The organism is Lactiplantibacillus argentoratensis (assembly GCF_037290055.1).
GTDB lineage: Bacteria > Bacillota > Bacilli > Lactobacillales > Lactobacillaceae > Lactiplantibacillus > Lactiplantibacillus plantarum.
Window position 1 is genome coordinate 472,574 of sequence record NZ_CP147647.1, and the last position, 23,355, is coordinate 495,928.

Here is a 23,355-nt window from a genome sequence, read left to right on the forward strand (position 1 = left end):
GGAGGAACACTAGTGGCACGACAAGAACAGACGATGAACGACCAACTGAAGGTTCGTCGCGAAAAAATGGATGAACTGCGTGAAGAGGGGATTGATCCCTTTGGTCACCGGTTCGAACGGACTGATTTAGCCCAGGACTTGCAAGACAAGTATGGGGATATGGATAAGGACGAGCTAGACGCTAAACAAGTGGTGGCAACCATTGCTGGACGGATGCTAGCTAAGCGTGGTAAGGGTAAAGTCGGCTTTGCTGATATCTGGGATCGCTCAGGTAAGATGCAGTTATACATTCGTAAAGATGTAGTCGGCGAAGATACTTACCATATCTTCAAGCGTTCTGATATTGGTGATTTCCTTGGAATTACCGGCCAAGTTTTTAAGACGGACTTTGGCGAATTAACGATTAAAGTAACTGGTTTAACGTTCTTATCAAAGGCGTTACGACCATTGCCAGATAAGTTCCATGGGTTACAGAATGTGGAACAGATCTATCGGCAACGGTATTTGGACTTGATCTCTAACCGTGATAGCTTTGATCGTTTCTTGAAGCGGACGAAGATCATTTCAGCGATTCGGCATCATTTAGACGATCAAGGCTTCACAGAAGTTGAGACGCCAATGTTGCATAATCAAGCTGGTGGTGCGGCAGCACGGCCATTTGTGACTCACCACAATGCGTTGAACATTGATCTCTACTTACGAATTGCGTTGGAATTACATTTGAAGCGCCTGATCGTTGGTGGCATGGAAAAGGTTTATGAGATTGGTCGGGTTTTCCGTAATGAAGGGATGGACCGTGAACATAATCCTGAATTTACCATGATGGAAACTTATGTCGCTTATTTCGACTTCCATGATGTAATGGCTGAGACAGAAGGTATTTTTAAAGCCGCAGCGCAAGCCGTAACTGACGATGGCATTGTCACTTATCATGATCAAAAAGTTGATTTCAATCAACCATTTAAGCAAATTCACATGGTCGATGCGATTAAAGAAAAGACTGGGATTGATTTCTGGCAACCAATGTCAATTGAAGATGCACAAAAATTGGCGGATGAACATCACGTGAAGTATGAACCATACTGGAAAGTTGGTCACATCATTAATGCGTTCTTTGAAGAATTTGTTGAAGACACGTTGAATGAACCAACCTTTGTTTATGGTCATCCAGTTGAAATTTCACCATTAGCTAAGAAGAATGAAGAAGATCCACGGTTTACTGATCGTTTTGAACTCTTCATCTTAGGTAATGAATACGCCAATGCGTTCAGTGAATTGAATGATCCAATTGACCAACGGCAACGTTTCGAAGCTCAGGCTGCGGAACGGACTGCTGGTAACGACGAAGCTGAACATATTGATGAAGACTTTGTCGAGGCGTTGGAATACGGGATGCCGCCTACTGGTGGGTTAGGTATCGGGATTGATCGGTTGGTTATGTTAATGACGGATGCGGATTCGATTCGTGATGTCTTACTTTTCCCAACGATGCGTCCAGAAGAAGATAAATAATTAGATTTAAAACGGCAGTTAGCTTAGGGTTTCCTAAGCTAACTGCCGTTTTTGTTGGGTCAGATTGAGTAACTTTAGTTCAGAAAGCGATTTATTGAAAAAAAGTTAGATTATTTTTACCCGAACATTGTTGAGGTATTTGGGGGCTAAAATTAAGTAAAAGCGAATTTTATTGTGGCGGTAGGTAGGATTTGAAGTCAATTAACATGATTATGGTTTTAAATACCGTATATTGTCAAAGTGGATTGATTAACATGATATTATTGACTGGTTATTTTTGCATTTTAGGGCTTGCAATTTATCAGGATAATTGGTAAATTAGTATACGTTGTTGAGGCGCACATAGCGGTTAGCCGCTTGCTTCCAACGGAAATTAATTATAAAAAGTTGTTGACAAGATGTTGATAACTTGATATGATGATTAAGTTGCGTTGAGGTAATCAACGAACGATTTAGACCTTTGAAAACTGAACAAAGTTTCGACGAATCAAATGTGTAGGGTCTCTTGATTTTGAATCAAGAGCAAAACATTTGCGAAGTCAATTCGCTAGCAAATAAATTTTAGTACAACATTAAATGAGCTTTTTAGAACTCATCATTAATTTGAGAGTTTGATCCTGGCTCAGGACGAACGCTGGCGGCGTGCCTAATACATGCAAGTCGAACGAACTCTGGTATTGATTGGTGCTTGCATCATGATTTACATTTGAGTGAGTGGCGAACTGGTGAGTAACACGTGGGAAACCTGCCCAGAAGCGGGGGATAACACCTGGAAACAGATGCTAATACCGCATAACAACTTGGACCGCATGGTCCGAGTTTGAAAGATGGCTTCGGCTATCACTTTTGGATGGTCCCGCGGCGTATTAGCTAGATGGTGAGGTAACGGCTCACCATGGCAATGATACGTAGCCGACCTGAGAGGGTAATCGGCCACATTGGGACTGAGACACGGCCCAAACTCCTACGGGAGGCAGCAGTAGGGAATCTTCCACAATGGACGAAAGTCTGATGGAGCAACGCCGCGTGAGTGAAGAAGGGTTTCGGCTCGTAAAACTCTGTTGTTAAAGAAGAACATATCTGAGAGTAACTGTTCAGGTATTGACGGTATTTAACCAGAAAGCCACGGCTAACTACGTGCCAGCAGCCGCGGTAATACGTAGGTGGCAAGCGTTGTCCGGATTTATTGGGCGTAAAGCGAGCGCAGGCGGTTTTTTAAGTCTGATGTGAAAGCCTTCGGCTCAACCGAAGAAGTGCATCGGAAACTGGGAAACTTGAGTGCAGAAGAGGACAGTGGAACTCCATGTGTAGCGGTGAAATGCGTAGATATATGGAAGAACACCAGTGGCGAAGGCGGCTGTCTGGTCTGTAACTGACGCTGAGGCTCGAAAGTATGGGTAGCAAACAGGATTAGATACCCTGGTAGTCCATACCGTAAACGATGAATGCTAAGTGTTGGAGGGTTTCCGCCCTTCAGTGCTGCAGCTAACGCATTAAGCATTCCGCCTGGGGAGTACGGCCGCAAGGCTGAAACTCAAAGGAATTGACGGGGGCCCGCACAAGCGGTGGAGCATGTGGTTTAATTCGAAGCTACGCGAAGAACCTTACCAGGTCTTGACATACTATGCAAATCTAAGAGATTAGACGTTCCCTTCGGGGACATGGATACAGGTGGTGCATGGTTGTCGTCAGCTCGTGTCGTGAGATGTTGGGTTAAGTCCCGCAACGAGCGCAACCCTTATTATCAGTTGCCAGCATTAAGTTGGGCACTCTGGTGAGACTGCCGGTGACAAACCGGAGGAAGGTGGGGATGACGTCAAATCATCATGCCCCTTATGACCTGGGCTACACACGTGCTACAATGGATGGTACAACGAGTTGCGAACTCGCGAGAGTAAGCTAATCTCTTAAAGCCATTCTCAGTTCGGATTGTAGGCTGCAACTCGCCTACATGAAGTCGGAATCGCTAGTAATCGCGGATCAGCATGCCGCGGTGAATACGTTCCCGGGCCTTGTACACACCGCCCGTCACACCATGAGAGTTTGTAACACCCAAAGTCGGTGGGGTAACCTTTTAGGAACCAGCCGCCTAAGGTGGGACAGATGATTAGGGTGAAGTCGTAACAAGGTAGCCGTAGGAGAACCTGCGGCTGGATCACCTCCTTTCTAAGGAATATTACGGAAACCTACACATTCTTCGAAACTTTGTTTAGTTTTGAGAGGTCTAACTCTCAATTTAATAAGCGTTTTTTGGGCCTATAGCTCAGCTGGTTTAGAGCGCACGCCTGATAAGCGTGAGGTCGATGGTTCAAGTCCATTTAGGCCCATTGGAACCGAACCAGTTGGTTCCATAAGTTGAATACCTCATGGGGAATTAGCTCAGCTGGGAGAGCACCTGCTTTGCAAGCAGGGGGTCAGCGGTTCGATCCCGCTATTCTCCATTGACGACGTTAGTCGTCATTGAAACTTGTTCTTTGAAAACTAGATAATATCAAATATATTTTTTCATAATGAAACCGAGAACACCGCGTTTTTTGAGTTTTTTATTGAAGTTTAATTATCGCTAAACTCATTAATCGCATTTACCGTTAGGTAAATGAGGTTAAGTTAACAAGGGCGCATGGTGAATGCCTTGGCACTAGGAGCCGATGAAGGACGGGACTAACACCGATATGCTTCGGGGAGCTGTACGTAAGCTATGATCCGGAGATTTCCGAATGGGGCAACCCAGCAGTTTTAATCAACTGTTACCACTAGATGAATTCATAGTCTAGTTGGAGGTAAACGCTGTGAACTGAAACATCTCATTAGCAGCAGGAATATAAAGAAATTTCGATTCCCTAAGTAGCGGCGAGCGAACGGGGAACAGCCCAAACCAAAGTGCTTGCACTTTGGGGTTGTAGGACTGAACATTTGAGTTACCAAAGAACTTGATAGTCGAAGGATTTGGGAAAATCCGCCATAGATGGTGATAGCCCAGTAGATTAAATCAAATTCTCTCAGTTCAGGATCCTGAGTACGGCGGAACACGTGAAATTCCGTCGGAATCCGGGAGGACCATCTCCCAAGGCTAAATACTACCTAGTGACCGATAGTGAACCAGTACCGTGAGGGAAAGGTGAAAAGCACCCCGGGAGGGGAGTGAAATAGTTCCTGAAACCATGTGCCTACAATAAGTCAGAGCGCGTTAATGCGTGATGGCGTGCCTTTTGTAGAATGAACCGGCGAGTTATGATCCCGTGCAAGGTTAAGACTAAAAAGTCGGAGCCGTAGCGAAAGCGAGTCTGAAATGGGCGATTTTAGTACGAGGTTATAGACCCGAAACCAGGTGACCTATCCATGTCCAGGTTGAAGGTGCGGTAAAACGCACTGGAGGACCGAACCCGTGTAAGTTGAAAATTGCTGGGATGAGGTGTGGATAGCGGTGAAATTCCAAACGAACTTGGAGATAGCTGGTTCTCTCCGAAATAGCTTTAGGGCTAGCCTCGGAATTAGGATCATGGAGGTAGAGCACTATTTGGACTAGGGGCCCGTCTTGGGTTACTGAATTCAGATAAACTCCGAATGCCATTGATTCATATCCGGGAGTCAGACGATGAGTGATAAGATCCACCGTCGAAAGGGGAACAGCCCAGACCATCAGTTAAGGTCCCTAAATGTATGCTAAGTGGAAAAGGATGTGGAGTTGCATAGACAACTAGGATGTTGGCTCAGAAGCAGCCACCATTTAAAGAGTGCGTAATAGCTCACTAGTCGAGTGATCCTGCGCCGAAAATGTACCGGGGCTAAGCATACTACCGAAACCATGGATGCGACCATTAGGTCGCGTGATAGGAGAGCGTTCTAAGGGCGGTGAAGCAAGATCGTGAGGACTTGTGGAGCGCTTAGAAGTGAGAATGCCGGTATGAGTAGCGAAAGATAGGTGAGAATCCTATCCACCGAATGACTAAGGTTTCCTGGGGAAGGCTCGTCCTCCCAGGGTTAGTCGGGACCTAAGTCGAGGCCGAGAGGCGTAGACGATGGATAACAGGTTGAGATTCCTGTACTAGTTAAGTGCGTTTGAGCAATGGAGGGACGCAGGAGGCTAAGATGTGCATTCTGTTGGATTAGAATGTCCAAGCAGTAAGTCTTGTGAAGAGTCAAATGCTTTTCACTTTAAGGACAAGCTGTGATGGGGAGCGAAATTTAGTAGCGAAGCGTCTGATGTCACACTGCCGAGAAAAGCTTCTAGTGAGTACTTAACTACCCGTACCGCAAACCGACACAGGTAGTCGAGGAGAGAATCCTAAGGTGAGCGAGTGAACTCTCGTTAAGGAACTCGGCAAAATGACCCCGTAACTTCGGGAGAAGGGGTGCTGATCGCAAGATCAGCCGCAGTGAATAGGCCCAGGCGACTGTTTATCAAAAACACAGGTCTCTGCAAAATCGTAAGATGACGTATAGGGGCTGACGCCTGCCCGGTGCTGGAAGGTTAAAAGGATGGGTTAGCTTCGGCGAAGCTCAGAATTGAAGCCCCAGTAAACGGCGGCCGTAACTATAACGGTCCTAAGGTAGCGAAATTCCTTGTCGGGTAAGTTCCGACCCGCACGAAAGGCGTAACGATCTGGGCACTGTCTCAACGAGAGACTCGGTGAAATTATATTGTCCGTGAAGATGCGGACTACCCGCGACAGGACGGAAAGACCCCATGGAGCTTTACTGTAGCTTGATATTGAGTGTTTGTACAGCTTGTACAGGATAGGTAGGAGCCATAGAAACCGGAACGCTAGTTTCGGTGGAGGCGTTGGTGGGATACTACCCTCGCTGTATGACCACTCTAACCCGCACCACTAATCGTGGTGGGAGACAGTGTCAGGTGGGCAGTTTGACTGGGGCGGTCGCCTCCTAAAAAGTAACGGAGGCGCCCAAAGGTTCCCTCAGAATGGTTGGAAATCATTCGCAGAGTGTAAAGGCACAAGGGAGCTTGACTGCGAGACAGACAGGTCGAGCAGGGACGAAAGTCGGGCTTAGTGATCCGGTGGTACCGTATGGAAGGGCCATCGCTCAACGGATAAAAGCTACCCTGGGGATAACAGGCTTATCTCCCCCAAGAGTCCACATCGACGGGGAGGTTTGGCACCTCGATGTCGGCTCATCGCATCCTGGGGCTGTAGTCGGTCCCAAGGGTTGGGCTGTTCGCCCATTAAAGCGGTACGCGAGCTGGGTTCAGAACGTCGTGAGACAGTTCGGTCCCTATCCGTCGCGGGCGTAGGAAATTTGAGAGGACCTGTCCTTAGTACGAGAGGACCGGGATGGACATACCTCTGGTGTACCAGTTGTGCCGCCAGGCGCATCGCTGGGTAGCTACGTATGGATGTGATAAACGCTGAAAGCATCTAAGTGTGAAACACACCTCGAGATGAGATTTCCCATTCCTTTATGGAAGTAAGACCCCTGAAAGATGATCAGGTAGATAGGTTAGAAGTGGCAGTGCGGTGACGCATGAAGCGGACTAATACTAATCGGTCGAGGACTTAACCAAGTAATTGGTGTTCCGGTTCATATGAAGATAGTTGATATTGTCTAGTTTTGAGAGCACAAGTTTCTCAATAGTGTGGTGACGATGGCGAGAAGGATACACCTGTTCCCATGTCGAACACAGAAGTTAAGCTTCTTAGCGCCGAGAGTAGTTGGGGGATCGCTCCCTGCGAGGGTAGGACGTTGCCATGCGATTATTCCGACATAGCTCAGTTGGTAGAGCGCTTGACTGTTAATCAAGATGTCGACGGTTCGAGCCCGCCTGTCGGAGTGACATAGATGTTGGCAATTGTGTTAACATCTATTTTTATATCATGCCGGCTTAGCTCAGTTGGTAGAGCATCGGTATCGTAAACCGAGGGTCATCAGTTCGACTCTGGTAGCCGGCACTTGTGAGGTGGGACGTGGTTCTCGCCTTTTTATTTTTAAATAGACATAAAATGATTGGCAGCTTTGCGCAAACGCAAAGCTGCTTTTTTGATATAAGAATGTTAGCTATTTGAATGCCGAAGTATCAAAATGATCGTAAGGGCTTAGTAAGATGATGCCTATTTTCGCCACTGCTTTTTTAGGTATGCTTAGCATATCAATCTTGCGGTTTATCATAATTAGTCGCAATAACTGTAAATTACATGCTACGAACAATCATAGCCATTTTAATAGCGGTACTTTATTGTTGATAATTTCAGTTTTGTTTTTTTGTTTAATTAGATTTTTAATACCAATTGCGTATTTTCAGCATTTGAATGCTATTAATTATTTTATATTAAATTAGAATTTAGTGTTAATTTTAGAAAGCTAAAAGCCTTATAAAATGTCCTATCAACTAGTTTTGGGTGCTATAAAAGGATTTAAGACTATTTATGTATGGTGGATATTAATTTAATTAATGGTTATTAGATTAGAAAACGGTTAGTGCTATTGTTGATTAAGATTAAGGCTAGTATAATAGTTATTATGTTTAATTAAGAAACAAAACTTGTTACTTTTAAACGAAATACAAACTGGTTAAGAAGTTTGGAGGAATCTCTATTGGATAAGGAACAAAAGCTGGATCGGTCGTTCTTTGGCCAACCCCGTGGCTTACGGACGTTGTTCTTCACTGAAATGTGGGAACGATTCAGTTACTACGGGATGCGTGCGCTACTGATCTATTACATGTACTACAGTGTCGCTAAAGGTGGTCTTGGATTTGACCAAGTCACCGCAGCATCCATTATGTCAATCTATTCGGCCTTAGTTTACGTTTCTAGTGTCCTCGGTGGCTTTCTAAGTGACCGTGTCTGGGGTAGCCGTAAGACCGTCTTTATTGGTGGGGTCTTCATCATGTTAGGCCACATCGTGTTATCAACGCCATTTGGAGTTGGTGCACTATTTGTTTCAATCGCACTTATTGTCATTGGGACTGGGTTATTAAAGCCAAACGTCTCTGACATGGTTGGTCAATTGTATACAGTGGAAGATACACGTCGGGATGCAGGTTTTAGTATTTTCGTCTTCGGGATTAACTTAGGTTCATTGGTTGCACCAGCCTTAGTTGGTCGGATCGGCTTAAATGTTAACTTCCACTTAGGCTTCTCCTTAGCTGCGATTGGGATGTTCTTTGGTCTATTGCAATACTACTTTGATGGTAAGAAGAATTTAAGTTCTGCTAGCCTCTATCCAACTGATCCATTGGAACCCGGTGATTTGAAAAAAATCATGCGGTGGACAATCTTAGGAATCGTTGGGATTGGGTTGATTCTACTATTAATGCAATTAATGAATGCTCTTACGTTAGCAAATGTTATTAGTTTAATTAGTACGCTTGTTATCTTGACACCAATCGTTTACTTTATTTTGATGTTAACGTCTGACAAGACTAATGCAACAGAACGTTCACGTGTTCGGGCTTATATCCCATTGTTTATTGCCGCTGCTTTATTCTGGGCAATTGAAGAACAGGGTTCGTCCGTACTTGCGTTATTTGCAGCTAACCGGGTTAATTTGGATCTTGGTTTTACCCATCTAGCTGCTTCTGATTTCCAAATGCTAAACCCATTGTTCATCATGATTTATACAACACCATTCGTGTGGTTGTGGACTAAGTGGGGTAAAAAACAACCTAGTTCACCAACTAAATTTGCGATTGGGTTGCTATTCGCTGGGGCTTCTTACCTAGTGATGGCTGTACCTGGGGCGCTCTTTGGAACTGCAGGGAAGGTTAGTCCATGGTGGTTAGTTGCCAGTTGGGCAGTCGTTGAAATTGCTGAAATGTTGATTTCACCAATTGGTTTATCAGTTACCACCAAGCTTGCACCAAAGGCTTTTGCTTCTCAGATGATGAGTATGTGGTTCCTAACTGATTCAGTTGGTAGTGCACTTAATGCACAGATTGTCCGTTTCTACTCGACGCAAACCGAAGTGCCATATTTTGCGATTACCGGGATTGTTAGTGTCGTTTTAGGGATTATCCTCTTTATGATGGTGCCAATGATTAAACGGTCGATGCAAGGCATTCGCTAAATTGAATATTTACTCGAAGATATGTTATCTTAGTGGTAGCATATCTTTTTTGTTTTGGAGGGGTTGACCATCGTACGAATTGCTTTCAGTAGTGATAATCATTTTGATGTTAATCGAGTGGATGCGACTGCGATGATGCGATCTCAGGCGACCTATCTTTTACAGAATGGTGTTCAGATTTATTTGATTGCTGGCGATCTTTTTAATGACTTTCAGCGTAGTCAGCAGTTTGTCGTCGATTTACAGGCCCTATTAGGCGCACAGACGCGTGTTTACTGGATTGCAGGTAATCATGACATGGTCCATGGCATTTCGTTTGACGAGCTTGAAACAGGGCATTTTGATGGCTACCTGCATAACCGGTATATCGATATTTCTGGTACAGATTGGCGCGTGATTGGACATAACGGTTGGTATGACTATCAGTATGCTGCCCAGGTCCCTGATACGACTGCGGCCGACTTCTTACACTGGAAGAATGCGTTTTGGATCGACCGGGCTATTAAACAGCCGATGAGCGATCAGGAGCGGACTGATTTAATGTTCAACCAAGTAAAAGCGCAGCTTAACTTGGCTGCTGTGGATCACAAGCAAGTTATTTTTATGACGCACTTTGTTCCCCGGATCGATTATTTGCGTTTTTCTGATGATAATCGGTTTTGGAATATGGCTAACGCGTTAATGGGAACGCCCCGGTTAGGACAACTGTTGGATCAGTTTAACGTGGCGCACGTTTTATTTGGTCATTTGCACGTCCATCCGCAACCGCGGGTGTTTGGTCAGACCACCTATTATGACCAAGCAGTGGGCTATGGACTCAAGCGTATCAATGAATGGCAAGCCAATAATTTTATGGCGGAGTGGTATCAAGATACGCAAATTCTGGATTTGAAATAAAAACTGAAAAAAACTTTGAAAAAAGTCTTGATTTTTTATTCAAAATTATGTATTCTAATATAGTTGAATGATTTACGGAGGGGTAGCGAAGTCTGGCTAAACGCGGCGGACTGTAAATCCGCTCCTTCGGGTTCGGTGGTTCGAATCCACTCCCCTCCATTTCATTATTGGGCTATAGCCAAGTGGTAAGGCAACGGGTTTTGATCCCGTGATGCGCTGGTTCGAACCCAGCTAGCCCAATTGTTACGCCTTTCGTCGTTAATCAGGTCTTAGGATCTTGATGTAACGACTTTTTTATTGGCTTAAATTTATCTTAATATCGGCAGGTAGTGCCACTTCGTGAAGAATGCGTAACGGATTCTTCATGAAGTGGATTTTTTTGTCTCGGTCTGTTTATTTGCCATCATCAATAATAATGTGATATGTTTTAGTATTCTATTTGGGGCACGATCCAGATGGGATAGGAGGTCTGGTCAATGAATTTATTTATTCCGTAAGTACACGGAAGAGGTTAATGGCTGGCATTGTTAATTTTAAAAATACGTACTAGTTAACGCGTCATGACGGCCATCACAATTATTATGAGTCGTTCTTATAAAAGCACACCAATTTTTAAAGCACATATGGGTTATGGAAAGAAGCGCGCTAGCCGTGCTGTTCGAAATCGTATGAATCGTGGTGAATTTGATGATTTGCCGGCTAATTCGCATGCCTGGTATAAACGATGTTATGAGCAGTATGATGTTGTCGATTATTGCTCCAGAGAGACTTATTCGCAAGTTCAACTTGAGCTGGAGACGATGCGATTAGAGATTACTCGTAACGGTGGGATTATTCGAAGAATCCCACAACATCTGGTTGTTACGTATACTTTTGATCCGGTGATATCTGATATTGTGCACATGCAGCGAACGGAAGAACTAATTCCTGCGCAAGATGTCCAAATGTTTGTAGGTATTTTTGAACAGTGGTGTCGGGAGCGTCGCAACTGCTGGGCCAAGGCTTATTATCGAAAATAAGTCGTATTGGAACTTGATCTATGAGATTTGGTTGAAGAGGCTACGTATGCGTACCCTTGGTTGTCCCACTACCAGCCCCAACTAGTTGACTGAATAAATCAAATTTTCCACAGAACTGTTATCAAATGCAGTAACGGCAGGCTGTCCAGCGTCGCAATAATGCTTGGGCAGCTTTTTGCATGGCCCATATCTGGATGCAAAGGCATTTACCTGTCAGAGATGACGTGGTTATTAAGTATATGACTAGCAGTCAGTTATTCAGAATTATAAGATGTTTATTCAATCGAACCTCGAAAATTGAGTTTGTTAGCGTTAAGCTTAATTTAAGAAATCATACCATCATGAATAACGTAAGCGACCATGATGATGACCAAGGAGGATTTGAAATGGCGGTAACTAAAATTGATTTAAAAACCACGATGACTTACCGGGAGCATGCAATTACTAGTAAATCATTTGCTCGAAAATTAGGGATTGAACTGCCGTTTGCGATGTACGCAATGGCGGCGGGTGAAAGTATTAGTGCTGAACAATCCACGCTGACCCGCTTATTTGAGGTTGTTGATGGTACTTTGACCGTCCGTTTGGCGACGGAGACCGACCAAGAAGTGCATGCGGGCGAGATTTTATTGGTGCCAGCTCATACGGTCCATACGTTGGTCGCTGAGCAGCCGTGCCAGTTTATTCAATTAGAAACGAAATAGGCCTTAATAGCGAGATGCGGAGGAATTCAAATGAGTTTAATTAACAAAATTGATCATGCTAAGGTCCTCAATTTAACTGAACAAATTCCACTGGATGATGATCAAGTTAATAGCCGGACACTGGTTCAACGGGATGATTTAAGTATGACGCTATTTTCAGTCGCAACCGACCAAGAGATTGGCGGCCATTCTGCCCAGGGCGATGCGATGGTCAATATTTTAAGTGGAGAAGCGGAAATTACGATTGAAGGCACCATTTATCATTTAACTGCGGGACAATCGATCGTGATTCCTAAGGATGCCCGGCACGCGTTATATGCCGTTCAAGGATTTCAGATGTTATTGGTGGTCGTTAAACCCGACTAATGCACGTGGTTATCGATGAGACGGAGGGAGTAATATGCCGCTGTATACGTTTATTGGTGATATTCATAGTGCCGCGGATGATCTGACAGTTTTATTAGCCGATCCTGAAGTTACCGCGACGCGCTTGATTTTCTTGGGCGATTATATTGATGGTACGGCGGCACGCTATTTTGGTCATGCCACCGAGTCAGCTCCGTTGGCGCCGCTAAAAGTACTGACGATGGTTAGAAAACGGGTACGGGAATACGGCGATGTGGCTTTACTTGGCTTGGCAATCATGATGAATTTTGGCTACGGACAGCTCATGGTGATGACAATGCCACCGCAACTTGGGTGTTGAACGGTGGTCACCGGACCTGGCGCAAATTAGGGATTTACTCCTCCAATCCCAATCATGTTCGGCGGGCATTAAATGGTGCGCTATTAAAGCCGGATACTGATTTCTTAGCACATTTGCCGCTGATGTGGCAACATGGTCGGTTACTGGCTATGCACGCGGGTGTTAACTGGCAATACCCATTAACACAACAAACAACGACTGACCTACTGTGGATTCGGGATGACTATTATGATGACTTCACGACTGGCAGTCACCGTTGGCATCGGAACTTATTCAATAAAGTCATCATTACTGGTCATACGCCGGTGCAGACCTTGACTGGTTCACACACTGGTTATTTAAAGATGCAGGCAGATGCGCAAGACGTTCCACGATATCTAATTGATGCAGGCAGTCGTTCAGGCCTGTTTGATGGTGGAATTTGTGCGTTAACGCTGACGGTCGATGGTGAATTTGTCAGGGCGAAACGCGTGATCAAGGGTCACCGCTACGATGGTCAGCAAATCGTCACTCCGGCCATGTTGGTGGATCAGGCGCACTAAGTATCACTAAACATCTCAGAGATAGAACGTAAAAGGAGCAGGCTCACATGATATTGAGACTGCTCCTTTTATGATGTCACGCTAGTTACTGGTTTTCGCACTATTTCAAGTTGATTGGTTTGCAAGTTCTCACTGAATCGTTACTCAGCGTAACTGAATTATAGGTGTAAATAGAACCAGCCACCAAGGCCTAAAATGAACAGGCCAAGTCCATTGAGGGCCGTAAACACGATCAAAAAATGGTGGAGTGGTTGTTCATCATTGAAGGGCAACAATTGTTTTAAGGCAAGCAGATTTGCTAGTGAGGCCACCAATGACCCCAGACCGCCGATGTTGACGCCTAAAAATAGCGCTGATAAATGGGGCGTGAAATTCGCTAGTAAGATGGTGGCTGGAACATTGCTGATGACTTGGCTAGTAATTAGTCCAGTAATATAGACACTGGGGGCTGTCTGAGTCAATTGGTTGAGCCAATGCGTTATTGCGGGATTATGACTGATGGCGCTAACGAAGATGAAGAAGCAGATAAAGGTTAAGAGTAGTGCGTAATCGACGTACTGAAAGACGCGTCGGTTAATCATGAGGCCTACGACAATCGTTCCGATAATAACTAGTGAAATGGGCACCAAATTAAAAATGCCAAGCATAATGAAACTGAGCAGGCCGCCCGCAAGCCCGATTTGACTGCGAGAAATGGGCGTAGATTTGGTTGGTGTTACAGTTAGCGACAAGTGAGGTAACCGCCAGCTTAAGGCGACTAATAAAGCTAGACTAGCAAGCATTAACGGGGTCGATAATTTAAAAAACGTGAATAGATTAACGTGATAGAACGTGACCAAAAATAAATTTTGGGGATTGCCAATGGGCGTAAATGCGCTACCAAGATTGGCTGCCATGATAATTAAAGTCGTTGGGTAGGCAATGGCCAGGTGCTGCCGCCGGGCGAGTGTGAGAAAGATTGGAACTAACGTTAGGATCGCAACGTCGTTAGTTAAAATCATTGAGCCACCAAAGGCCAGTAAGATGAATAATTGACACATTTGACGGGTATCGTGTGATTTAACTAAGAGCCAGTCCCTTAAAGTATCAAGCAAATGCATCGCGCGAAGCAATTGAACACAGATCATGAGTGCAAATAAGGTGCCGATGGTGGTCCAATTAATTGCTGCCAGCCATGGTGTCCCAATAAACAAACTTAAACCAGCACAAATTAATGCAATAATAAAAATTTTGTCGTGTAGCGTGCGACGAACGACTGTCATCATGGTAAACGACCCCCTCAGTAGTCAGTTAAGTAGTTTTAACTTACCCGAATTGTCAAATTAAGTTAGAAATTTTTTAACTGTTCATCTGTAATCTGACTGATGAATGCTTCCAGAGGTGTCTGGTAACCCAAACTTTTTCGTGGGATGTGGTTTCGTCGACTGGCAACTGCTTGAACAAATCTATCTGATAGCTGGTCCATAATAAGATTGTGACGTAAACCATCTTTACGCAGCAGACCATTGGTGTTCTCATTTAAACCACGTTGATTGGGTGCTCCGACAGCGGCAAAGTAAATATTTAAATCAAATTGGTTAGCAATGGTTCGCCAACCGGCGAACTCCTTACCATTGTCAAACGTAATTGACTTAAATAGGTGTCGTGGCAGCTTCGAAAGCCATCCTGCTAAACTACGATTGACATCGTGTGCCGACTTGGTATGCGAATTCAGCACAATTGCGACCTTAGTTTGTCGTTCAACCAGCGTGGTTACCGCACCCTGATGGTTTTTACCTTGAACCGTGTCACCTTCTAAATGGCCGAATTCTTGATTAAAATTAGGATAGTCCTGATAACGATTCTTTAAATCCCTGCCCAATTGACCCGCTTTCCCACGGCGTTCAATGTAACCATTAGGGTGCCGTTTGCCGTGCATCGGTAAATCTTTGGTCGACAACCCCAAAACACCGCGTTTGAAAAGGCGGTAAAGGGTTCGAACCCCACAGCTGAAAGCCCGTTCTTGGCGATTAATAATGGTATCTGGTTGCCAACCAGCTTGAGTTTTGGCTTGAATATAGGCCAGTTCATCAGGGCGTAGTTGAATTGGTTTACGCCCACAATGTTGTTTATGCTTTCGATAGTGGCATTGGTAATCAATAATCGTACCGCCAGCGTCAAGAAACCGATAAATACGATACACAGTTTCAGCACTCCGATGGAGCGCTGGGGCCACTAGATAAGCCTTTTTACCGAGTTTCCAAAAAGAATAAATTGTGGCAAGTTCGTCTATGGTAAGATGAGTATAGGTCATTTGTGATCAGCCTTTCTTTTGATTTTGACACTCAAAAGTCTATCACAAATGGCTTTTTAAATTTCTAACTTAATTTTACAAACCGGGTTAAACAAACTCGTTGGTAAATGTAAACTGATAGACACTTTTAAGGTAGCAGTATAGCGACCCAAATAAAAACCAGTTCAAAGTTATGGTCAACTTTGAACTGGTTAGTGGTTGTTTAAAATGGTGGTTAGCCGGCTTGGTTAATGTGCGTCTAGTTTATCTTGCTGGGCACTTTGACCAAAAAACCACAAATAGGCACCGTATAATGCGTTTGCGAGCATCACCAGCTGCAATGCTAACATTGAGGCGGCTGCAGGACTGAAGCCTTTTAATTGGTTGAACCAGATAATAACGTTAATCACGTCGAGTGTGATCCACGCAACCCATTGGGAACGATAACCGTTGACCATGAGGACACTACCGACAATCCCAAGTGGTAACAGGGTCGCGTCCAGGTAGATTTGGTTACCGTTAAGTTGTTTACTAAAGTGTAAGACAATGGCGTAGACGAGTACGGCTAACGCGAACCAGGCACAACCGGCTAATTTGCTCAATTTACGACCAGTCAGTTCGCTGGCGTCGGGTTGCGCTGCCATTTTACGATGCCAGACGGTGATGCCGACAAATTGCATGATAAGGTAAAATGATTGCGACGCAATGTCACCAATCAGCCGATTGGTGATGGCCGTAGTAAGCCAAGCCGCACAAGCAATAATGCCCCAGCTATAGTTCGTCAGTCGCCCTTGATCAACCAGAATTAAGTTAATCACGACCGTAATCCCGGTCAATAGGCCAATCCAGCCATGTAGGCTGTAATCGCGGCCCAGAATAAAACCAATGATGGTCACGATTAGCATCGTGCTCATCATCAACTTAGTGGTGCGGCGAAGCGTCTTTAATTCATTAAGTCCCCGTTGCCAGCTGAAGACGGCGCGCATGGCCGTGGGCAGACTAGTGATGTCTTGCTGGCATTGTTGCAGCAGGGTTGATAAGGTGAGTCGGAAATGGTTGTTCTGGTTCATAGTGAAACACTCCTTAGTTGTTTTTAGACAGCCGTGTTCGGAAGCAACGCTGTGTTTGATTGCTGTTTACATTAGCTTGTTCAGGCGGGCCTGTCAACGAGCCACGCGCATATTGAAGGCCGATTATTAATAGATTAATCAATTGGTTTCAGTATTGATAAGCAATCACCTTAATAGAGTGGCTCGTGATATTTATTTGTTGATAGTGAAAGTTGAACTGAAAAAAGTGATTAATTACCCACAGTTTCACAAATATTGGTATAGTAGAAGAGTAAGCGGGAATGTCTGTTTAATCCTGCCTAGCCGTTAATCGGTTAGTGGTTAATGATATAAATTATAAGTCAGAGGAGCGTTTTACGGATGAAAATCGGATTCATTGGTGCCGGTAACATGGGCCGCGCGATTATTGATGGGTGGTTAAAACAACAAGCGGTCGTCCCAGCAGATATTTATATTCACAGTGCCCATGCCGCGAGTTATCAACCTTATGCGCAAAAAAATGGGCTACAGGCCTGTGACACTAATTTGGCCGTGGCACAAGCTGCTGACGTTATCGTTTTGGCAGTTAAGCCGAACATTGCGTTGGCCGCATTAAAAGAAGTTCAAGCAGCCTTAACGGGCAAGTGGGTTATTACAATGGTATCAGGGTTGAGTTTGGCCGATTATGCCACGGTTGTCCCTGATCTCCCCGTTCTGAGAATCATGCCGAATGTGAACGTGGCGATTGGTGGCGGGATGACGGCGTTGGTTGGTAATGATGCCTTAACACCAGAGCAATATGCGGCTGGGCAACAATTATTCGATGCGATTGGTGCCACGAGTGCCATCGCTGAGAAAGATTTTCCAACTTTTTCAGCCTTAGCAGGTAGTTCGCCGGCCTACATCTATTTCTTTATTGACGCGATGGCCCGCGCAGGCGTCAAGCACGGTTTGAGCAAGGATGCAGCGACTAAGATTGCGGCGCAGGCCACGCTGGGCAGTGCGCAGAATGTTTTAGCTTCTGATAAAATTCCGTTTGACCTGATCGATCAAGTTTCTTCACCTGGTGGCACGACGGTTGCTGGATTACTGGCCATGGAAGAGGCCGGCTTTATGACCGCAGTGGTGAAGGGAATTGATGCAACGATTGCGAAGGAACTTGGCGAATCTTAAATTACTTGGTGCTGGTGGTTGCAAGTTTGGTCTATACCGATTATAATTAAACCAGATAAATCCAAGGAGGAATTGTTCATGAGCAAAGTGTTAAAACATGCCATCATTTATACTGGTCTAGAAAAGATCGATGACGGCTACATTCGTTTCGGTAAGGAAATTGAAGCGGTTGGTCCAATGGATGACTACGTGGCCCAACCCGATGATGATATCGAATTTGTGAGTGGCAAAACGATTGTACCGGGCTTCATTGATGTTCATAGCCATGGTGGTTATAGTTTTGATTCAATGGACGGGAATCCAGCTGAAATTAACGAAATGGTTAATGATATGGTTGCCCGCGAAGGTATTACGTCATACTTCTGTACGACCATGACGCAATCCAACGAAAACTTAGACCATTCGATGGCCGGTATTAACAAGGCCGCCGATGAAAATCCGGTTATCCAAGGGGTTCATTTGGAAGGCCCATTCATTTCGGCGACGTTTAAGGGTGCCCAACCTGAAAAGTACATTAAGAATCCTAACGTTGACTTATTAGACAACTGGAACAAGTTGTCGGGTGGTCGGGTTAAGTTGATTACTTACGCGCCGGAAGATCCTGGTTCGCGTGAATTTGAAAAGTACTGCTTGGAAAATGGCATTGTGCCTTCAGTGGGCCACAGTAACGCGACTCGTGAACAATTATTAGCAAGTAAAGCAACTCACGTGACGCATTTATACAACGCGCAACGTGAATTCAAGCACCGTGAACCAGGTGTTACTGGTCATGCCATGCTTGAAAACAACATGTACTGTGAATTGATCTGTGATGGGTTCCATATCGTGCCTGACATGATCAAGCTCGCTTACGAACAAAAGGGCGTTGACCGGATCGAATTGGTGACTGATTCAATGCGTGCCAAGGGTGAACCCGACGGTATCAGTGAATTAGGTGGTCAAAAAGTGATTGTTAAGGATGGTCAAGCACGTCTTGAAGAAGGTAACTTGGCTGGTTCTGTCCTGACATTCATTAATGCCTTCAAGAACATTCAGAAGTTCACCGGTTGCGGCATTGCTGAAGCGGTTAAGATGGCTTCTGTCAACCAAGCACGTGAATTTGGGTTGACTAAGAAAGGAACATTGGAAGCCGGTAAAGATGCTGATATCAACATCTTAGATGGCAATCAAGATTTAGTCGCAACATATAGCTACGGTAAAAAAGCAGCTAAATAAATTAGAAGTAAGGGATGAGTACCATGAGTTCGCCAATTTATATTCAAATCCACAACCAAATTAAGCAGGCGATTGAAGCAGGTCGGTGGGCCGTTGGTGACCGGATTCCGTCTGAGCGGGAGCTGGCTACACAGTTCGATGTTAGTCGGATGACCCTTCGACAAGCAATCCAGACATTGGTTGACGAAGGAATATTAGAGCGGCGAGTCGGTGCCGGCACGTTTGTCGCGAATCAGAAGGTCCAAGAAAAAATGTCCGGTGTCACCAGTTTTACTGATCTAATGCTGGCCCAGGGTAAGGTCCCATCAAGTAAGACGATTTCATATCACGTGACGAGCCCGTCGCTATCTGAGAGCGAAAAGTTGGCGTTAGGCGCCAACGAACAAGTTCTACGGATGGAACGAATTCGCTATGGTGATGATGTGCCAATTTGTTTTGAGGTCGCAACAGTTCCAGAACGACTCGTCAAGCAGTTCACCAAGGACGAAATTACGAGTTCGTTGTATCGGACGTTAGAAGAGAAGGCAAGTTTAGTGCCTGGTAAGGCTCAACAGACGGTTTCGGCGATGTCTGCTTCTGAGCGTATCGCGGAATACTTGTCAGTCCGGCGTGGCGATGCGTTGCTACGGTTACGGCAGATTTCGTATTTGCAAACCGGCGAACCGTTTGAATACGTGCGGACCCAGTACGTTGGTAACCGGTTTGAGTTTTATCTTGAAAAATAACCAGTCGGTCGGGTGCTGGGCACCTGATTAGAGTGGTGATACCAAAAATAGCTCACCTAGGATGTTATTCTAGGTGAGCTATTTTTGGATTCATGACTGAAGACTGGGTACACGCACAAAAGCAATTGTCATCGTAACGCAGTGGCTTATAACTGGTAATGATTGCCAGTTAATGGGCTTGCTGGCGCGCTATTTTTTTAACTAACCGCAAGTAGCGGGGTAACACGAGCATCCGCTTGAAACGACTTGGTTCTTGAATCAGACGGTAGAGCCATTCAACGTGGTGTTTTTGCCAAAATAACGGCGCCCGCTTAACCGCGCCTGCAATTACGTCGAAGCTACCCCCGACACCCATCCAGAGCGCATCGAGGCGTTGGCGGTGTTCGGCGATGAAAAATTCCTGCTTAGGAAAACCAGTGGCTACGAAGACCATATCGGGTTGCGCGGCCACGATTTGGTCGACAACGGTTTGTTCGTCGTCATAATAGCCATCACGGGCACCCGCGACAACGATGCCGGGATAATCTCGTTGAACGATCGTGGTCACTTGCTTTAACACGGCCGGCTTGGCACCTAACAAAAAGATCCGTTGGTGCTGTTGGCTACCCCATTCTAGTAGTGTTAAAAGGGTGTCATAGCCGGTGATCCGTTCGGGGAGTGGTGTGCCAAGAATCTGGGCCCCCTGAATGACGCCAATGCCGTCTGGCGTGATATAGTCCGCTTGCGTTAACACCTGTTGGTAATCGGGGTGTTCACGAGCGTACATTAAGATCTCGGGGTTAGCGGTCACCACAAAGCGATTGCGATGCGCGAGAATATCGGTTTGAAGTTGCTGAACAAAACCAGCGTTAGTTGTCTTGATAAACGGCACGTTTAAGATGTTAACCGTGTCAAAAGGGACTGACATAAGCGACCTCACTTTCTAATCATAATTAAAGTATAGGTAAATCAAGGAATTCTGCAACTTTTTGGATGCTTAAGCGCATTCTTTTATAAAAAATGCTAAAATAAGCTTAACTTACTGTAAACACGGTTATTACCTACGAAATGGAGAATTATACTCATGACGCAAATCTATCCGGATGATAGTTTTACCTTGCATACGGATGCTTATCAAATTAATATGATCCAAACCTACTGGGAACAAGGTATTCACAACAAACATGCGGTGTTTGAAGTGTTCTTTCGTAAGATGCCGTTCCAAAATGGGTACGCGGTATTTGCGGGTCTGGAACGAGTTGTTAATTATATCAATCATTTACATTTTACTGCAACTGACATCGCATATTTACGTGAACTGGGTGGCTACTCAGACGGTTTTCTAGATTATTTAGCGAATTTCAAATTTGATGCGACGATTCGTGCGGTTCGTGAAGGAGACTTGGTCTTTAATAATGAACCGTTGTTACAAGTCGAAGGACCACTGGCCACTTGTCAGTTAATTGAAACGGCACTACTCAATATTATCAATTATCAAACGCTGATTGCGACTAAAGCGGCGCGCATTAAGTCGGTTGTCGGTGAAGATGGCTTGCTAGAATTCGGTACTCGGCGGGCGCAGGAGTTTGATGCGGCCATCTGGGGAACCCGGGCGGCTTATATTGGTGGCTTTGACGCGACGAGTAACGTGCGGGCTGGCAAAATTTTTGGTATTCCGATTAGCGGGACCCATGCGCATGCGCTCGTGCAGACTTATCGAAACGATTATCAAGCTTTCAAGGCCTATGCGGAGACCCATCATGACTGTGTCTTTCTAGTGGATACGTATGATACGTTACGTAGCGGGGTGCCGAGTGCGATTCGAGTGGCTAAGGAAATGGGTGATAAAATCAATTTCCAAGGGGTTCGTATCGATAGTGGCGATATGGCTTACTTATCAAAACGCGTGCGTGAACAGCTAGACGAAGCTGGTTTTCCGGATGCCAAGATTTATGCGTCAAATGATTTGGACGAAAAAACGATCCAAAACTTGAAGATGCAAGGTGCTAAAATTAGTGTCTGGGGTGTTGGGACGAAGCTAATCACGGCCTTTGACCAACCCGCGTTAGGGGCCGTGTACAAGATGGTTTCGATCGAGAATGATCATCATCAGATGGTTGATACGATCAAACTTTCAAATAACGCGGAAAAGGTCTCAACGCCTGGTCAAAAACAAGTTTGGCGGATTACGAAGCGTGCGGATGGCAAGTCGGAAGGTGACTATGTGACGTTGTACGATGAAGATCCGCGCAACGAAGAATCAATTTACATGTTCCATCCAAGCTATACGTATATTAATAAGACGGTCAGTGACTTTGATGCGCGACCACTATTGGTTCCCATCTATGACCGCGGTCAACAAGTTTATACTTTACCAACGTTAGATGAAATCAAGGAGTATTCATTTGAAAGTCTAGATGCACTTTGGGACGAATACAAACGGGATTTAAACCCTCAGGATTACCCGGTCGACTTGTCACAAAAACTTTATGATCATAAAATGAATATTATTAACACGGTCAGAGACCACGTTAACCATAAAGATGAGGAGGAAGCTTACTAATGCGGCCATTACAAGCTGAGATTATTAAAGCGTTACACGTTGCACCAACGATTGATCCAGAAGTTGAGATTCGTCGAAGTATTGATTTTTTGAAGGCTTATTTAACTAAAAATACCTTTTTGAAGACCTATGTGCTTGGCATCTCTGGCGGTCAAGATTCCACGTTAGCTGGAAAATTGACGGAGATGGCCATTACCGAAATGCGGCAGGAAACGGGTGATGATCGCTATCAATTCATCGCAGTCCGGTTACCATATGGCAATCAAGCGGATGAAGCGGATGCGATGGCAGCGATTGATTTTATGCAAGCCGACGTGACGGATCGGGTGGATATTCAACCGGCTACGGATGCCATGGTGACTGCATTGGAAGCTAACCAATTGACGATTCATGATTTCAACAAGGGCAATATTAAAGCGCGCCAACGCATGATCGTGCAATATGGGATTGCCGGTGAAATGCACGGTGCTGTCGTGGGAACCGACCATGCAGCCGAAGCTGTTACTGGTTTTTATACCAAGTACGGTGACGGTGGTGCGGATATTGTGCCACTATGGCGATTGAACAAGCGTCAAGGTAAACAAATGCTGGCCGCTTTAGATGCGCCCAAGCATTTGTATGACAAAGTCCCGACCGCTGACTTGGAAGAAAATCGGCCAGCATTACCTGATGAAGTCGCGTTAGGTGTTCGGTACGACGACATCGACGATTACTTGGAAGGCCGGACGGTCAGCGATGCTGCGGCCGAAAAGATTGAGGCGTGGTACTTAAAGACTGCCCACAAACGGCACGCGGCCATCACTGTGTTTGATGATTTTTGGAAATAAGCTAGTTAGCTGATAATCGATTAGGATTACGGCTAACCTAATTAAAAAGGCGACTTGAAGATTATTCAGCTTCAGGTCGCTTTTTTGCATAGTCACATAATTTTATGGTGACTACCGTAATATTGGTGGGATTGGTGGAAAAGCGGTAGA

At 45.1% G+C, this 23,355-nt stretch carries 15 protein-coding genes, 6 tRNA genes, 3 rRNA genes and 1 pseudogene; 21 read left to right on the forward strand and 4 right to left on the reverse strand.

Annotation, left to right across the window (positions count from 1 at the left end; genetic code table 11):
• Nucleotides 1-12: 12 nt before the first annotated feature.
• The 16 genes and pseudogenes from lysS (at nt 13) to V7R88_RS02245 (ending at nt 13,402) form a co-directional block, all read left to right on the forward strand.
• Nucleotides 13-1,512, forward strand: coding sequence for a lysine--tRNA ligase (gene lysS / locus V7R88_RS02170; protein WP_003642090.1), 1,500 nt, complete (start codon nt 13-15; stop codon nt 1,510-1,512).
• 599 nt (nt 1,513-2,111) lie between these two features.
• Nucleotides 2,112-3,678: ribosomal RNA gene (locus V7R88_RS02175) — 16S ribosomal RNA — on the forward strand.
• A gap of 86 nt (nt 3,679-3,764) precedes the next feature.
• Nucleotides 3,765-3,839, forward strand: a tRNA-Ile gene (locus tag V7R88_RS02180).
• 41 nt (nt 3,840-3,880) lie between these two features.
• Nucleotides 3,881-3,953, forward strand: a tRNA-Ala gene (locus V7R88_RS02185).
• A gap of 159 nt (nt 3,954-4,112) precedes the next feature.
• A 23S ribosomal RNA gene (locus V7R88_RS02190) occupies nt 4,113-7,033 on the forward strand.
• 71 nt (nt 7,034-7,104) lie between these two features.
• Nucleotides 7,105-7,221, forward strand: a 5S ribosomal RNA gene (gene rrf / locus V7R88_RS02195).
• Together the 16S, 23S and 5S rRNA genes with 4 tRNA genes alongside form the textbook arrangement of a ribosomal RNA operon.
• Before the next feature lie 6 nt (nt 7,222-7,227).
• A tRNA-Asn gene (locus tag V7R88_RS02200) sits at nt 7,228-7,300 on the forward strand.
• A 45-nt stretch (nt 7,301-7,345) separates the two neighbouring features.
• Nucleotides 7,346-7,418: transfer RNA gene (locus V7R88_RS02205), tRNA-Thr, on the forward strand.
• 643 nt (nt 7,419-8,061) lie between these two features.
• Nucleotides 8,062-9,534, forward strand: coding sequence for a peptide MFS transporter (locus V7R88_RS02210; RefSeq protein ID WP_003643855.1), 1,473 nt, complete (start codon nt 8,062-8,064; stop codon nt 9,532-9,534).
• Between the two features lie 54 nt (nt 9,535-9,588).
• Nucleotides 9,589-10,431, forward strand: coding sequence for a metallophosphoesterase (locus tag V7R88_RS02215; RefSeq protein ID WP_338816372.1), 843 nt, complete (start codon nt 9,589-9,591; stop codon nt 10,429-10,431).
• Nucleotides 10,432-10,507: 76 nt separating this feature from the next.
• Nucleotides 10,508-10,590, forward strand: a tRNA-Tyr gene (locus V7R88_RS02220).
• A 9-nt stretch (nt 10,591-10,599) separates the two neighbouring features.
• Nucleotides 10,600-10,671, forward strand: a tRNA-Gln gene (locus V7R88_RS02225).
• Between the two features lie 341 nt (nt 10,672-11,012).
• Entirely contained in the window at nt 11,013-11,450 is a 438-nt protein-coding gene (locus V7R88_RS02230; RefSeq protein WP_338816373.1) for a hypothetical protein, read from the forward strand.
• 386 nt (nt 11,451-11,836) lie between these two features.
• Nucleotides 11,837-12,154: a cupin domain-containing protein gene (locus V7R88_RS02235; RefSeq protein ID WP_338816374.1), complete on the forward strand. Its 318-nt coding sequence runs from the start codon at nt 11,837-11,839 to the stop codon at nt 12,152-12,154.
• A 30-nt stretch (nt 12,155-12,184) separates the two neighbouring features.
• Complete coding sequence (locus tag V7R88_RS02240) at nt 12,185-12,520, forward strand: cupin domain-containing protein (protein ID WP_003640891.1); 336 nt, start codon at nt 12,185-12,187, stop codon at nt 12,518-12,520.
• Nucleotides 12,521-12,554: 34 nt separating this feature from the next.
• Nucleotides 12,555-13,402 (forward strand): annotated as a pseudogene (locus V7R88_RS02245) (metallophosphoesterase).
• A gap of 158 nt (nt 13,403-13,560) precedes the next feature.
• On the opposite strand, the gene V7R88_RS02250 reads toward V7R88_RS02245, so the two are convergent.
• From V7R88_RS02250 to pnuC, 3 genes are all read right to left on the reverse strand, one after another.
• Complete coding sequence (locus V7R88_RS02250; RefSeq protein WP_338816375.1) at nt 13,561-14,667, reverse strand: SLC13 family permease; 1,107 nt, start codon at nt 14,665-14,667, stop codon at nt 13,561-13,563.
• A 62-nt stretch (nt 14,668-14,729) separates the two neighbouring features.
• Nucleotides 14,730-15,695 (reverse strand): IS30 family transposase, encoded by a 966-nt coding sequence (locus tag V7R88_RS02255; RefSeq protein WP_033609918.1) that lies wholly within the window; start codon nt 15,693-15,695, stop codon nt 14,730-14,732.
• 227 nt (nt 15,696-15,922) lie between these two features.
• Nucleotides 15,923-16,744, reverse strand: a complete 822-nt coding sequence (gene pnuC, locus V7R88_RS02260) for a nicotinamide riboside transporter PnuC (RefSeq protein ID WP_054397052.1) — start codon at nt 16,742-16,744, stop codon at nt 15,923-15,925.
• 360 nt (nt 16,745-17,104) lie between these two features.
• Here pnuC and proC point away from each other — a divergent pair, with 360 nt between their 5' ends.
• The 3 genes from proC (at nt 17,105) to V7R88_RS02275 (ending at nt 19,836) form a co-directional block, all read left to right on the forward strand.
• Entirely contained in the window at nt 17,105-17,896 is a 792-nt protein-coding gene (gene proC / locus V7R88_RS02265) for a pyrroline-5-carboxylate reductase (protein ID WP_338816376.1), read from the forward strand.
• A gap of 78 nt (nt 17,897-17,974) precedes the next feature.
• Nucleotides 17,975-19,111, forward strand: a complete 1,137-nt coding sequence (gene nagA, locus V7R88_RS02270) for an N-acetylglucosamine-6-phosphate deacetylase (protein ID WP_003644997.1) — start codon at nt 17,975-17,977, stop codon at nt 19,109-19,111.
• Between the two features lie 23 nt (nt 19,112-19,134).
• Nucleotides 19,135-19,836, forward strand: coding sequence for a GntR family transcriptional regulator (locus V7R88_RS02275; RefSeq protein ID WP_003640897.1), 702 nt, complete (start codon nt 19,135-19,137; stop codon nt 19,834-19,836).
• A gap of 169 nt (nt 19,837-20,005) precedes the next feature.
• Here the strand turns inward: V7R88_RS02275 and V7R88_RS02280 are convergent, their stop codons facing one another.
• On the reverse strand, nt 20,006-20,743 hold the full coding sequence (locus V7R88_RS02280; protein ID WP_003643865.1) for a WecB/TagA/CpsF family glycosyltransferase: 738 nt from the start codon (nt 20,741-20,743) through the stop codon (nt 20,006-20,008).
• Nucleotides 20,744-20,899: 156 nt separating this feature from the next.
• On the opposite strand from V7R88_RS02280, the gene V7R88_RS02285 reads away from it, so the two are divergent.
• Both V7R88_RS02285 and nadE read left to right on the forward strand, forming a co-directional pair.
• Nucleotides 20,900-22,378 (forward strand): nicotinate phosphoribosyltransferase, encoded by a 1,479-nt coding sequence (locus tag V7R88_RS02285; protein ID WP_003640899.1) that lies wholly within the window; start codon nt 20,900-20,902, stop codon nt 22,376-22,378.
• Complete coding sequence (gene nadE / locus V7R88_RS02290) at nt 22,378-23,205, forward strand: ammonia-dependent NAD(+) synthetase (protein ID WP_338816377.1); 828 nt, start codon at nt 22,378-22,380, stop codon at nt 23,203-23,205. Before V7R88_RS02285 ends, nadE begins: the two co-directional genes overlap by 1 nt.
• Nucleotides 23,206-23,355: the final 150 nt, after the last annotated feature.